Source organism: Paenibacillus ferrarius (assembly GCF_002027705.1).
Taxonomy (GTDB): domain Bacteria; phylum Bacillota; class Bacilli; order Paenibacillales; family NBRC-103111; genus Paenibacillus_E; species Paenibacillus_E ferrarius.
On record NZ_MBTG01000045.1, the window covers coordinates 108,839 to 123,132 of the forward strand.

Here is a 14,294-nt window from a genome sequence, read left to right on the forward strand (position 1 = left end):
ATAATTATTCAAATTGAGAGAGCAGTCCTTCGACACCGGACAATGCAGCCGCTAATTTGGAAGCATCTTTCCCGCCTGCTTGCGCCATATCCGGACGGCCGCCGCCGCTTCCGCCAACAGCCAACGCCACTTCTTTAATGATTTTCCCAGCGTGAAAGCCTTTGGCTACCAAATCAGGCGTAACCGCAGCCACCAAATTGACCTTATCGTCAGCAACTGCGCCTAGTACGATAACCGCGGAGCCCAGCTTAACCTTCATCTCATCAACAATGTTGCGAAGAGAATCCATATCTGCTGCATTCACTTGTGCGGCTAACACCGATACGCCTGCTGCCTGCTTCACTTGATCAGTCAATGAGCCCGCTTCAATGCGTCCCAGTTTGCCGCGCAGCGACTCATTTTCACGCGAGAGTTCCTTCACTTGCTGAAGCGCAGCTTCCACGCGTTTGGGAACATCTTGCACGTTCGATTTCAGCAGGTTGGCCGATTCTTTCAACAATTGCAATTGCTGGTCTAAATACTCATACGCACTGCGGCCGGAAACAGCCTCAATCCGGCGTACACCGGACCCAATGCCGGACTCGCTGACGATTTTGAACAATCCAATTTGTCCTGTATTCTGAACGTGACAGCCTCCGCACAACTCTAAGCTGTAATCGCCTACTCGAACAACGCGTACGATATCACCGTACTTCTCGCCGAATAATGCCATAGCGCCCATTGCCTTCGCGTCAGCAATAGCTTTCAATGAAATATCAACGTCGATGTTGTTCCAAATTTGGCGGTTTACACGCTGTTCGACATCCTGCAATTCTTCACTGCTGATGCTGCCGAAGTGAGAGAAGTCGAAGCGCAAACGGTCAGGCTCAACAAGGGAACCTGCCTGATTGACATGAGTGCCTAATACTTCCTTCAACGCTTTGTGCAGCAAGTGAGTAGCCGTATGATTTTTGATAATATCACCGCGCTGTGCAGCCGATACGATAGCCTCAACCGAATCTCCTTTACGCAGAACGCCGGACTCGACTATGACTTTATGAATGTGTTGGCCATGAGGTGCCTTCACAACATCTTCCACCTTCAAAACCACTTGATTATTGCGAATTGTACCATAGTCGCTTACCTGACCACCACTTTCGGCGTAAAACGGTGTGCGATCTAGAACAACTTGGCAAGTCTCGCCTACGCCGACAATGTCAACGAGTTCATTTTCATGCACAATTGCAGTAATATTAGCAGTAACTACCAATTCATTATATCCAACAAATTCGCTTTTAATCGTCAATTCAGACAGCGGTCCGCCCTGTACTTTCATACCGCCTTCTTTATGACTGGCCGCTCTAGCACGATCACGCTGCTCCTGCATGGAAGCATCAAACCCAGCCCGATCAACTGTCAAGCCCTTCTCCGAAGCAAAATCCTCCGTTAAGTCAAAAGGGAAGCCATACGTATCGTATAATTTAAAAGCATCAGGTCCGCTGATTTGATTCGTGCCGGCTTGGCGTGTTTTCTCTACCATTTCAGCAAGAATAATCAATCCATCGCTTAACGTTTCATGGAAGCGTTCCTCTTCCGTACGGATAACCTTCTCGATAAACTCACGCTTGTCTACAACTTCTGTATAGTAAACGCCCATGATCTCACCGACTGTAGGCACCAGTTTATGCAGAAACGGCTTATCCAAGCCCAATACTTTCCCATAACGAACAGCGCGGCGCAATAAACGACGGATTACATAACCACGTCCTTCATTAGAAGGAAGTACGCCATCCCCGACGGAGAAAGCTACCGTACGAATATGGTCGGCAATAACTTTAAGCGCTACATCGTGCTCCTCATTGACGTGATACTGCACACCTGTTAGCTCACACGTTTTATCAATAATCGGTTTGAACAAATCGGTGTCGAAGTTGGAGTCAACATCTTGAAGAATCGAAGCAAAACGCTCCAAACCTGCGCCTGTATCAATATTTTTGTTCGGAAGCGGTGTATAGCTGCCATCTTTGTTATGGTTAAATTGGGTGAATACCAGATTCCACACTTCCAGGAAGCGCTCATTTTCCCCGCCAGGCCAGCATTCCGGATCGGACAAATCACCGTATTTATCCCCACGGTCATAGAAGATCTCCGTACAAGGACCACAAGGGCCTTCACCGATGTCCCAGAAATTATCTTCTTTCAGCTTATAGATGCGTTCTTCCGGTATACCGATTTCTTTGTTCCAAATGTGGAAGGCTTCTTCGTCATCTTCATGGACCGTAACCGAGATCCGAGTTGGATCGAAGCCAATCCATTGTGGATCCGTCAGAAATTCCCATGCCCATGGAATAACTTCCTTCTTAAAGTAGTCACCGATCGAGAAATTCCCCAGCATCTCGAAAAACGTATGATGGCGACGTGTTTTGCCTACATTCTCAATATCATTGGTACGAATACATTTCTGAGCATTCGTAATTCGCGGATTTTCCGGAATTTCCCGCCCATCGAGATACGGCTTTAACGGTGCGATCCCCGCATTAATCCATAAGAGAGATGGGTCATTATGCGGAACGAGCGATGAGCTGGGCTCTACCTTATGCCCTTTACTTGCAAAGAATTGCAACCACTTGGAACGAATTTCACTTGCCTTCATCTGTCTCAAGCCTCCATATATATGCATTGTCATCAAAAACAAACAAAAAACGCCCCTGCAACATACAGGGACGAATCATCGCGGTACCACCCTGGTTATTGGGGAAAACAAACCCAATCTCCTTGTGCGGATCTGTAACGGGTCCAACCGGTGGAGTTCTTCCACACTCCGAAACGAGCTTTGGGCCATCCTAACATCGAAAGGTTCTTTCAGCCGTTGACAGCAGCTATCGCTGCTCCCCGGAACCTTCTCTCTGACAATGGACTATGGCTTACTAAAGTTTCATCAACGATTTCATGTTAGATATAGATAAGGCAAATTATAACTATATGGCGCAATGCTGTCAATATTCAGGTCAATAAATGAAACCTTTGCTCTCGGGGAAACGTATATAAGATACATTCATTCTCTTGCTTTTACCAAAATTAGGAGGTGTTGTAACTGGACTTTTCATCGCTTACGCTGCTTGCTTTAATCTCACCCATTTTTATCATTGTCATCTACATCATGGTCAAAACACTTATAAAGAAAGAAATCCCGGATAGCCGTTACAATCCCTTCGATTACATAACAGGCCAATCCCGCATCGAATTCCAAGAACAAAAGGAGGAAAAGGAAGAAGCGGACGATCAAGGAGACGATAAAGATAAACATTTGAAAAATCAAAAAATACGCAGTTGACAATCGTTCTCAATGGAAGTATACTAAGTTTATTGATAATGATTTTCATTATCGAGTAAGAAATACAAGAATTACGTATACTTATTCCGTAGTCCATTCGTTGGTTTACGCATGGCCACACCCTTTCATATCCTCAACCCTCGCATAGAACCCCTATGTACCATGATCCCGCAAGTCATGGCACATAGGGGTTCTGTGCGTCTGCTTATCTTCTTACGTTGTCGGCTTGTGAACATAGTGCAAGAAAACATGCTGAAGGATAACCTTCATGACTGCGAAAAACGGCACAGCCAAGATCAGCCCTACAATTCCCGCTACCTCCCCGCCTACGAGCAGCGCAAAGATGATAAACAGAGGATGCATATGCAGCGTTCTTCCCACCACCTGCGGCGATATCACATTTCCTTCCAAAATTTGAATCAATAAATTCACCACCGCAACAAGCAGCACCATTTTCAAAGAAATCGTTGATGCCATGATCAGTGCGGGCGCCGCACCGAAAAAAGGCCCTAGGTAAGGGATGATATTGAAAATAGCTACCACACTGGCAAGCAATAAAGCATACTCCATACCAATCAGCCAATACCCCAGGTAAGCAAGAACCCCGATAATTAAGCATACCAATAATTGTCCGCGAATATAGTTGCCTAGCGCTGTATCAATATCAATGAGCAATTTGACCGTCTTCTTCCGATGTTCTCGCGGTACGATCGCCAGCGCTGTTTTCTCGATAATTTGAAAATCCTTCATGATATAGAAAGCTACAAAAGGGACAATGAACGCGATAAACAGCATATTAATCGTATTGCCGATTTGATTCATGTAATTCGAGATGGCGGTGGAAATACTGTTTTCCAGTTTTGTTAGCGAATGATTGAAACCGGAGCGTACACTGTCAGGCAGCAGCTGATTTTGATTAAACCCATCAACCAGCGACTGCGCGCGCATTGCCATCTGCGGCATGTGCTCGTTCAGTTCAGCAATTTGTGTTATAAAAATCGGTGTCATATTCATGATGATGACCGTAAGGGATGAAAGAAATACACTATAGATAAGTAAAACAGCAATCGTTCTTGGAACTTTGCGTTTATTCAGAGCATTTACAATCGGATTCAAAATGTACGAAATGATCACGGCGATGAAGAACGGCGTCACTATTGCTTTGAGAAACGTGATGACATGAAATAAAATCGGCTTAATTTGCAGAAGCATATACAAAGTCATCAAAGCAAGCAGGGTATATACCAACCCTACAAACCATCTATTTTTCCAAAATCGTTCCATGTTGACCTCACCTCGGCAATTCCAAATAAGTTGCGCTCATACAGTATATGTACAACTTGTCCAAATTAACCCTTGGCTGTACAGTTGGACAACAAAAAAACGCCATTCTTAAGCACCTGCGTGCTCAAAAAGTGACGTTTCGTTATGATCATGATTATTAATTCGCGTGTTCTTGGATTAGAGGCATTTCTTCCTCAAAAAATAAATCATCCAGAGAACTCAGTGTACCGTCTTCCTCAACCTGATACACGGACATTTTCTCTCCGTTAACGCTGAGTTCTATAAAACAACCCCAGCAGTAAAATTGATGGGAACCGATCTTTCCAATGTCTTTGGAATTACAGTTTGGACAACGCATCTCGCTCACCCTATTCTTCTTTGGATACGAAGAGTTCTTCCATTTCCTGAGCGCAATGTACAGGCACTATGATGGCGTCTTCCCCTTTGGTTGCCGAATCCGGCACGGGAAGCCATCTACGCCCTTCCTTTAAATCAGAAATAAACCCTTCGGACAATTCATAACCTACTATTTGTTTACCCCAATCTTGGTTTAAATAAACATCCTCTACCACGCCTAATTTGTGCCCTCCCACTGTGATGATGGGAAGTCCTTTAATCTTGCGGCTTCCATCCAGTAAAGCATGGCATTCTTCCACATGCTCAAACTCTTGAATGACCGTTTCGTTCGGTATGGTAATGGCATCTTCTCCTGCAGCGACGATTCCCTCCCACGGTATGTAACGTAGGGCAGAGAACCATACCTTCACTTCAAGAACGATACCTCGTATGTTCCACTCAGGGCCTATCAGCAAATCTTTGACCTGACCAATTTGTTTGCCGGAATCTACCGTAATAACGGGAAGTCCGATCAAATCGTGCGCTTTGCGCAAGCTCAATTCCTCCTAGAACCGCCCGGTACTAATTATTACGCAGCCGATGAACAATGGTTGCAATTTTCTGGGCAGCTGTTTCGATTTGCTCTTTAGAATTCCCCATTCCAAAGCTAAATCGAACAGCAGAAGCGGTAACATTTTCTGGGAGCTTCATGGCTTGCAATACATGGGACACTTCAAGGGAGCCTGAGGTACAGGCAGAACCGCTTGCCGCAGCCACATTTTCTAAATCTAAATTCATAAGGAGTGTTTCGGTTGAAATACCTGGAAAGCTGATGTTCAAAATATGCGGGACTGACTGTTCCTTGTGGCCATTAATCGTAAAACGTTCACTGCCTAGTTGTTGCTCCAATACATGAATCATCGTCTGACGAAGCTCCGAAGCCTTCTCCTGGAGAGTCTCCACTTGCGGCAGCAGCACTTCAACCGCTTTGGCAAAACCGGCGATTGCGGCTACATTCTCAGTCCCCGCGCGGCGTTTTCTTTCTTGGGAACCGCCATACACGTGTGGGGTCAGCTTCGTATGCTTGGAGACGTACAAGGCGCCTACGCCTTTGGGGCCATACAATTTATGTGCCGATAAGCTCACCATATCAACTGGAAGCTCATGAAGGTTCAGCGGCAATTTGCCCAGAGCTTGCACAGCGTCCACATGGAAAGGAATCTGCTTCGCACGAGCTAACTCACCTATTTGCTCAATTGGCTGAATCGTGCCTACTTCATTATTCACATACATGATCGAAATAAGCGCCGTATCTGGACGAACAGCTGCAGCGACATCCTCTATTTGAATAAGACCAGTCGGACCTACTGGCAGATAGGTCACCTCATATCCGAGGCCCTCCAAACGCTCACAAGGATGCAGAACAGCATGATGCTCGATTTGAGTAGTAATGATGTGCTTCTTGTCGTCTTTGCTCGCATGCAGAACCCCAAAGATCGCCATATTGTTGCTTTCCGTGCCACCGCTTGTAAAGATCAGCTCGGCAGGGAGACAGCCTAAAGACTTCGCCATCGCATCACGAAACCGATTGAGTGCTGTCCTTGTTGCTCTACCGAAGCTGTGTGTACTCGAAGGATTGCCAAAAAAGGCTGTATAGAAAGGAAGCATCGCTTCCAATACGTCGGGATGCACTGGCGTAGTCGCCGCGTGGTCAAGATAAATAGGATTCATTAGACACCTTTAAATGTAAAACATGTAGTTGTCACTTGTGCCTTGGTCCTCATATGAAATCAAGTTCGCAAGTGTAGTTGAATCCAAGACATCCGCAATACTATCGCGAATACGGATCCACAAGTCACGCTTAGCCGGGTCGTCTTCTTCCGTAAAATCGACAGGACTGATCGGTCCTTCAAGTACGCGAATAACCTCGCCAGCTGTCACTTGATCCGCAGCTTTGGATAAAATATAGCCGCCATAAGCGCCTCGAATACTTTTGACCAAACCGGCATTGCGCAAAGGAGCTACAAGTTGTTCCAAATAATGTTCGGACAATTGATGCTTTTCAGCAATACTTTTGAGTGAAGTTGGTCCTTCACCCACACGGTTGGCCAGCTCCATCATAATTGTCAAACCATATCGGCCTTTTGTAGAAATTTTCAAAATTACACCTCATTCAACATTTATACCAACAGGGGATCTAATCGAAATCAATATACTTCTTCAGAAACCAGGGTCGTCCCTATCTTGGTAAACAGCGTTTCCATTTTTCGTAAAAACATTCCTAAACATCCGTATATCGTATCTATGTTATCATAGATTCCTTGATTTGTGTGGGAAATTCCATGGCATTCTCATGAAATATTTTAATTTTGGTAGGTAGAGATGTATAATAGTGAGAGCTTTAAATCAAGCTTTTTAAATTAGACTTGCAAGATGGAAAAGAGGTTCAATATTATGAATAAAAAAACACGTGTCATTCTAGGCATGTCCGGGGGTGTCGACTCCTCAGTAGCCGCGCTATTGCTGAAGGAGCAGGGTTATGAGGTTATCGGTATTTTCATGAAAAACTGGGACGATACCGATGAATTTGGGCACTGCACAGCAGAAGAAGATGCAGAGGATGTCAGACGAGTGTGCGATCAGCTCGATATCCCTTTCTATACAGTAAATTTCGAAAAACAATATTACGACAAGGTGTTCGCTTATTTCTTGGACGAGTACACCAAAGGACGCACACCGAATCCTGATGTTATGTGCAACCGAGAAATCAAATTCGGCGAATTGCTGCAAAAAGTCATCGACTTGGGAGGCGATTACATTGCCACAGGTCATTATGCGCAAGTGAAGGAGCAAGATGGCGAATACGTGCTTCTCCGAGGCAATGATTCGAATAAAGATCAAACCTATTTCCTTAATGCCCTTAATCAGAACCAACTGTCCAAAGCGATGTTCCCCATCGGGCACTTGCCAAAACCTAAGGTTCGCGAGATCGCTGAAGCAGCGGGTCTGGCAACAGCGAAGAAGAAAGACAGTACTGGCATTTGCTTTATCGGGGAACGCGATTTCAAAGAATTCCTAAGCGGGTACCTGCCGGCTAAACCGGGAAATATGGTCGATATTCGTAACGGTGAAGTGAAAGGCCGCCACGACGGCCTGATGTACTATACCCTTGGCCAAAGACAAGGTTTAGGCATTGGCGGTTCGGGTTCAGGCGAGCCTTGGTTCGTTGTCGATAAGAACTTGGAAACGAATGAGCTGCTTGTCGTTCAAGGCGAACAGTTCCCAGGCCTATATTCCAACGGATTAACAGCAACCGATGTCAATTGGATCTCGCGCAGCAAGCCGGAAGGTCCCTTTGCCTGTACGGCAAAGTTCCGTTATCGTCAGCCGGATCAAGGCGTGGTGCTCACTTTTGCAGAAAATGGCGTCTGTGAAGTTGTCTTTGATCAGCCTCAGAAAGCTGTAACGCCTGGGCAATCGGTCGTATTTTATGACGGAGATGTTTGTTTAGGCGGCGGTGTCATTGATATCGTGCATAAGTAAGCCGACTACATTGAATTGAATACGGGGAAGGATGAACCACAATGGTCCAAAGGAACGCTCTTGATTTGAAAATTACGACTTACGAAGAAGCGAAACATCTCGTGAAAGAGATTGGGATTCTCCCCCTCTCTTCCTTCATCCCTGATCATCCTTCTCTTGATTCAGTCACCAAATTCAAAGATTGGCATACAGGCTTAGAGACGGATCCCTGGCTATGGCGGGACCGTTTTCCCGGGGATGGCCTCGCAGCCTATGGACGTTTTTTTGCCAAAAAGCCGTTATTGATTTCTGCCGAGCTTTTCCCCTTGGTGAAAAATTTGCTGGAAGATCCTTATTCTGTCGAAGAACGTTATGAGGATGGTCTACTGCCTAAAGCATCTGTCGAAATTTATCAAACAATTGCCGATCAAGAAGGTATTGATGTCAAGACACTGCGGGCCAAAACGGGCATGAAAGCCAAAGAGTCCAAAAGTGCATTCGACCGCGCGCTTATCGAGCTGCAAAGCACAACGGATATTGTTATTGCCGGGATCAGTGAACGGCTGAATGCCGAAGGAAATAAAAGCGGCTGGAACAGCACTTGCTATATGACGGCTTCACATTGGATGGAGTTGTATGGACATGCACCAAATTCACTGCCAACCCCAGAAGCCAAAAAGCAGCTGAGGGCTTGGATAGAGGAGAAATACAGTGCTGCTGCCGGCGTTTACTTGACGAAGATTTTCAAGCTTTAGGAGATTCGCGAAGGAGCCTTTAGGGGCTCCTTTTTGCATGTTAAGCATTTGCTCCAATCCTTCCATGAAGTGCCCTAAATTACCTGCTCTCTGCAAGTATGCACCTTGAACTCGGCGCAAACGATAAGAGGGAAAGGTGTGAGCGAATGCATAAATTTTCAGCCGTCCTTCTCGTCTTTGGGCTTGGTTGGTGCAGCAGCAATGAGCAAGCATGCGCAGTTGAAGGCAGCAACTTCTATGCTGCTTCGGCGGCCCCCTATCAAGAACGCGATCCCGAATATGCCAAATGGAGCCGCCTTGCGTTTCATGAGGCAGGCAAGGTATACACTTTATTAGATTATAAATATTTAGGCCGATCAATCGTTGCCCCCGGTGTTGCTCAGCAGCAGTTCCGTTTTTGGGTTAAACAACAAGGTGTCGAATTTCCGCTAATTGTGTCTATTCGCTATAATCCAATATCCGAACAGCTATATACCGTTGAAATGGCGCAAGAAAAAAGAGGGAACTTACAGATCTTATGACTCTGTAAGCTTCCCTCTTCTTTTCTGTTGATTGACCTTCATCTTCTCTTCTGTCCCTTGCTCACTAGCTTGAAAGATGACTTCATGCTGAATCTCATCAGGCAAATATTGCTGCCTTACAAAATGTCCTGGGTAGTTATGCGGATACATATAGCCCTTGTGTCCCAGCTGGTCTGCCCCTTTATAATGGGTATCCCTTAAATGCAGAGGGACATTGGCCGATTTCACTTGGTCCATCAATTGCTCTGCACGCATGATCGCCAGCGGTATGGAGTTCGACTTCGGACTTTCTACAGCGAATAAAATTGCCTGGGAAATGATGTACTTCGATTCCGGCCAGCCAATCTTGTGATAAGCATCCATGGCCGTCACAGACTGCACCATGGCTTGAGGGTTCGCGAGGCCTATGTCTTCACTGCTGGCGACGATAAGCCGCCTCAGGAACGTCATAGGGTCCATGCCGAGCTTCTCAACGGCATAGAGGAACCAGAACAGCGCGGCGTCACTGGAGCCGCGTATGCTCTTGTGAAAGGCGGACAAGACGTCATACTGCGTCGACTCGTCCGCTTTCACGATCGGGCGGCGGACGGACTCCTCCGCCACCTCAAGCGTGATCCGAACCGTACCATCCGGTTCGGGCGAAGTCGTCAGCGCGGCTAGCTCCAGCGCGTTGAGAGAACGGCGTATGTCGCCAACGGCCATCCGTGCGATATGCTCCAGCGCCTCCTCACTTGCGTGGAGGCGCATGAAGCCGAGCCCCTTCACGGGATCGGCGATCGCTCTTCGCATGGCGATGAGCGCATGCTCCGCCGTGAGCGGCTCGAGCTGAAACAGCGTCGAGCGCGACAGCAGAGCCCCGTTCACATGGTGAAACGGGTTCTCTGTCGTCGCCCCGATGAAGATGAGGATGCCCTGCTCTACCGCAGGCAGCAGCGCATCCTGCCGCGAGGTGTTGAAGCGATGCACCTCGTCAAGGAAGAGGATCGTCTTGCGCCCGTACATCGCTTTATTAGTTTTGGCCAGCTCAATAATCTCTCGCACATCTTTGACCGAAGCATCTACGGCGTTCAGCTTCATGAACTCCGCTTGTGTACGGTTGGCAATGATGTTTGCCAGCGTTGTTTTGCCGGTGCCTGGTGGCCCGTACAACAGAATGGAGGAAACCTGATCCGCTTCGATCGCTCGTCTCAGCAGCTTTCCCTTGCCAACAATTTGCTCTTGGCCAATATATTCATCAAGTGTCATAGGCCGCATGCGGTCAGCGAGAAGCTTGCCTGTTGGTTCCTGGGATGATGCATATGTAAACAAGTCCATGGTTTCAATTTCCTTTGCTTGGTTTTACTATTTGTCAGAAGACGTATGGTCTATTATAACCCGACGCGGAAAACGTGTCATGTTTTATCCATTAGGACCTGACTGAAAAACCTGCGAGAGTGCAGAAGTTTCCGCGCATATTGTATTTTGAAAAGTGGAAATTCCTGCAATTGTGCAGGTATTTTCAGTTAATCCAGCTTCGCATCCAGAAAAAGCTTCAAAAGCATGCACAATTGCAGGAATTTCATGATTAAGCCTATTCCAAGCTTAAAAAGGATGTACAATTGCAGGTTTGTAAAAATGTGCAGGCCCTAGAACAGGAAGACATCAAGGCAATCATCAATGTATCCGAAAAGCGAGGGCTACAGCTAACCTTGAGGGCAGGTGTCTTGTTCCTTGCACATAATCTGCTAGTTCAAGGCTGCCCCTATTCCAGTCTCTTTTCGAGAAAAACATCCGTAATTCAATGAGAAAACCTCTATCGAGCCCATTCAATGATGAGCGGTCACGTGTAGAGGCTGATCTGCTAATAAAAAGAAACTGCCCTCAAGTAGGTTTATCTACTTAAAGGACAGCCCCTTATCTTTACTGCTCTTTACTTCTTTTACCTTCTTCTACTTCTTTTACCTTCTTCTACTTCTTTTTACCTCTTTAACTCATCTTCACTGCTCTTCCTTACTTTTCTTCAAACCAATCTCCAGCAATTCTTTCACCGCTACACTCACCATAATCAAACCAGCTACCGGTGGAACGAAAGCGTTGCTGGCTGGAGGCTGCTTCGCCTTGCGGATTTCGGGTGCGTTGGCCGGAACGATCTGCTGCGTAACATCCTCGCGCGGCTTCATCGGCTCTTCAGTCGAGAAGACGACCTTCACACCTTTTTTGATGCCTTCCTTGCGCAGCTTTTGGCGTACGACCCGAGCGATCGGGTCCATGCTTGTTTTGGAAATATCGGCTACTTTGAACTGTGACGGATCCATTTTATTCGCCGCACCCATGCTGGACACGATAGGAATCTTCCGCTCGAGGCATTGCTTAATCAGATGGATTTTGTAGGAGATTGTATCGCTGGCATCGAGCACATAATCGATGGGGTAAGCAAACACTTCCTCATACGTTTCTTCCGTATAGAACATCCGAAGCGCGATTACATCGCACTCCGGGTTAATTAATTTGATACGGTCGCGCATCAGATCCGCCTTAGGCTGGCCGACGGTTGTCGTAAGCGCATGAATCTGACGATTGATATTGGTGATGTCGACAACATCCTTATCGATTAGAATCAGACGTCCAACTCCCGTACGCGCCAAAGCTTCAGCAGCAATGGAACCTACCCCGCCGATACCCAGCACCGCAACCGTGCTGTTTTTCATTATTTCCAGACCTTCAGGTCCAATTGCAAGTTCAGTCCGAGAAAATTGGTGAAGCATAGAAACACTTCCTCTTTAAGTTCTTAGGCTTTGGCAGCAGGCTGCTTAATCGCTACACGAACGGACAACTGCTCAAGCTGTTTGTCATCTACGGCGCTCGGTGCATTCATCAGCAAATCTGTTGCGTTCGCCGTTTTCGGGAATGCAATGGTCTCTCTCAGGTTGGTACGGCCGGTAATCAGCATGACCAGACGATCGAAACCGAAAGCGAATCCGCCATGCGGAGGCGTTCCGTATTCAAATGCTTCCAGCAGGTAGCCGAATTGCTCTGTTGCTTCTTCCGGTGAGAATCCTAGCGCTTTGAACATTTTCTCTTGAACGTCACGTTGGTAAATCCGCATCGAGCCGCCGCCTACTTCGTAGCCGTTAAGCACGAGGTCATAAGCTTGAGCGCGAATTTGTCCTGGATCCGTATCGAAGAAATGAACATCCTCTTCATTCGGACGCGTGAACGGATGGTGTTCCGCTACGTAACGTTTCGCTTCTTCATCGTAGCCCAAAAGCGGGAAGTCTACGACCCAAGCATATTTGAACTTGGAGTCATCAATCAATCCAAGTTGACGTCCAATTTTAAGACGAAGATTGCCCAGTACATCAGCTACCACTTTCTTCTTGTCAGCAGAGAAGAGCAGCAAATCCCCTTCTTCCACACCTAAGCGCTCCGTTAATGCCGCGATTTCGGCTTCATTGAAGAATTTCACGATTGGCCCTTTGAATTCGCCGTCTTTTACTTGAATCCAAGCAAGACCTTTGGCGCCATAACGCGCTGCGAATGGAAGCAGATCGTCGATTTCCTTACGACTCCAAGTGCCGCAGCCTTTGGCGTTTAATGCTTTTACTTGACCGCCGCCTTTAACAACATTCGCAAATACTTGAACGCCCGAAGTTTCAACGATGTCAGAAACATCCTCTAGCTCTAGTCCAAATCGAAGATCTGGTTTGTCTGAACCGTATTTTGACATGGCATCCGCATACGTAATACGTTGGAATGGACGCGGGATTTCAACTTGCGCTGTTTCCTGCATCAACTTCACAACTAGCTCTTCCAGAATCTCAAGAAGCTGGTCCTGGGAGAGGAAGGAAGTCTCGATGTCGACTTGTGTGAATTCAGGCTGACGGTCAGCACGAAGATCTTCGTCGCGGAAGCAGCGTGCGATCTGGTAGTAACGCTCTATGCCGCTCACCATTAGCAGCTGTTTGTAGATTTGGGGCGACTGTGGCAGCGCATAGAATTCTCCTGGATGCACGCGGCTTGGCACGAGGTAATCGCGCGCGCCTTCCGGCGAGCTTTTGGTCAGGATTGGCGTTTCTACATCGATGAATCCTTGGGAATCCAGGAAGTTACGGAAAATATTCGATGCTTTGGAACGAAGCATCAACGTTTTTTGCATTTCCGGACGGCGCAGGTCCAGATAACGATATTTCAAACGAACGGATTCGTCCACTTCAACGCCATCTTCAATGAAGAATGGAGGCGTTTTGGCCGCGTTCATGATTTCAATTTCAGTTACTTGAATTTCGATTTCACCTGTTGGAATGTTTTTATTAACGGTCTCAGCATCGCGCTCAACCACTTTTCCTTTAATTGCAAGCACGTACTCATTGCGCGCACGGTCAGCGACAGCTAGCGCATCTCCAGAGAAATCAGGGTTGAATACGGTTTGAACAAGACCACTGCGATCACGCAGGTCGATAAAAAGTACGCCGCCTAAGTCACGTCTTCTTTGCACCCACCCGTTTAATGTTACTGTTTGTCCTACTTGATCTTTCGTAAGCTGCCCGCAATGATGTGTTTTGAGCATCATGATAATTTTTCCTC

13 protein-coding genes are annotated in these 14,294 nt (G+C 46.8%); 4 read left to right on the top strand and 9 right to left on the bottom strand.

The window, feature by feature from the left end:
• Positions 1–4 precede the first annotated feature (4 nt).
• Complete coding sequence (alaS, locus tag BC351_RS32760) at positions 5–2,632, bottom strand: alanine--tRNA ligase (protein WP_079418976.1); 2,628 nt, start codon at positions 2,630–2,632, stop codon at positions 5–7.
• A 489-nt stretch (positions 2,633–3,121) separates the two neighbouring features.
• On the opposite strand from alaS, the gene BC351_RS32765 reads away from it, so the two are divergent.
• Positions 3,122–3,313 (top strand): DUF3951 domain-containing protein, encoded by a 192-nt coding sequence (locus tag BC351_RS32765; RefSeq protein ID WP_279628386.1) that lies wholly within the window; start codon positions 3,122–3,124, stop codon positions 3,311–3,313.
• A gap of 213 nt (positions 3,314–3,526) precedes the next feature.
• On the opposite strand, the gene BC351_RS32770 is transcribed toward BC351_RS32765, so the two are convergent.
• From BC351_RS32770 to cymR, 5 genes are all read right to left on the bottom strand, one after another.
• Positions 3,527–4,597 (bottom strand): AI-2E family transporter, encoded by a 1,071-nt coding sequence (locus BC351_RS32770; protein ID WP_079418980.1) that lies wholly within the window; start codon positions 4,595–4,597, stop codon positions 3,527–3,529.
• Positions 4,598–4,754: 157 nt separating this feature from the next.
• Positions 4,755–4,955, bottom strand: coding sequence for a hypothetical protein (locus BC351_RS43645; RefSeq protein ID WP_079419326.1), 201 nt, complete (start codon positions 4,953–4,955; stop codon positions 4,755–4,757).
• A gap of 10 nt (positions 4,956–4,965) precedes the next feature.
• On the bottom strand, positions 4,966–5,487 hold the full coding sequence (locus tag BC351_RS32780) for a PRC-barrel domain-containing protein (RefSeq protein ID WP_079418981.1): 522 nt from the start codon (positions 5,485–5,487) through the stop codon (positions 4,966–4,968).
• Between the two features lie 28 nt (positions 5,488–5,515).
• Entirely contained in the window at positions 5,516–6,664 is a 1,149-nt protein-coding gene (locus BC351_RS32785; RefSeq protein ID WP_079418983.1) for a cysteine desulfurase family protein, read from the bottom strand.
• Between the two features lie 9 nt (positions 6,665–6,673).
• Positions 6,674–7,093: a cysteine metabolism transcriptional regulator CymR gene (gene cymR / locus BC351_RS32790; protein ID WP_079418985.1), complete on the bottom strand. Its 420-nt coding sequence runs from the start codon at positions 7,091–7,093 to the stop codon at positions 6,674–6,676.
• Positions 7,094–7,387: 294 nt separating this feature from the next.
• Here cymR and mnmA point away from each other — a divergent pair, with 294 nt between their 5' ends.
• The 3 genes from mnmA (at position 7,388) to BC351_RS32805 (ending at position 9,731) form a co-directional block, all read left to right on the top strand.
• A complete protein-coding gene (mnmA, locus tag BC351_RS32795) occupies positions 7,388–8,476 on the top strand; it encodes a tRNA 2-thiouridine(34) synthase MnmA (protein ID WP_079418987.1) in 1,089 nt (362 codons plus the stop codon).
• A gap of 41 nt (positions 8,477–8,517) precedes the next feature.
• Positions 8,518–9,210 carry an AlkZ-related protein gene (locus BC351_RS32800; protein WP_079418989.1) on the top strand — a complete coding sequence of 231 codons (693 nt, stop codon included), beginning with the start codon at positions 8,518–8,520 and terminating at the stop codon, positions 9,208–9,210.
• 146 nt (positions 9,211–9,356) lie between these two features.
• Positions 9,357–9,731: a DUF3889 domain-containing protein gene (locus BC351_RS32805; RefSeq protein WP_158082312.1), complete on the top strand. Its 375-nt coding sequence runs from the start codon at positions 9,357–9,359 to the stop codon at positions 9,729–9,731.
• Here the strand turns inward: BC351_RS32805 and BC351_RS32810 are convergent.
• From BC351_RS32810 to aspS, 3 genes are all read right to left on the bottom strand, one after another.
• Positions 9,726–11,045, bottom strand: a complete 1,320-nt coding sequence (locus tag BC351_RS32810) for a replication-associated recombination protein A (RefSeq protein WP_079418993.1) — start codon at positions 11,043–11,045, stop codon at positions 9,726–9,728. The two genes, BC351_RS32805 and BC351_RS32810, sit on opposite strands and share 6 nt — an antisense overlap.
• 662 nt (positions 11,046–11,707) lie before the next feature.
• Complete coding sequence (locus tag BC351_RS32815) at positions 11,708–12,475, bottom strand: tRNA threonylcarbamoyladenosine dehydratase (protein ID WP_079418995.1); 768 nt, start codon at positions 12,473–12,475, stop codon at positions 11,708–11,710.
• 23 nt (positions 12,476–12,498) lie between these two features.
• On the bottom strand, positions 12,499–14,280 hold the full coding sequence (gene aspS / locus BC351_RS32820) for an aspartate--tRNA ligase (RefSeq protein ID WP_079418997.1): 1,782 nt from the start codon (positions 14,278–14,280) through the stop codon (positions 12,499–12,501).
• Positions 14,281–14,294 lie beyond the last annotated feature (14 nt).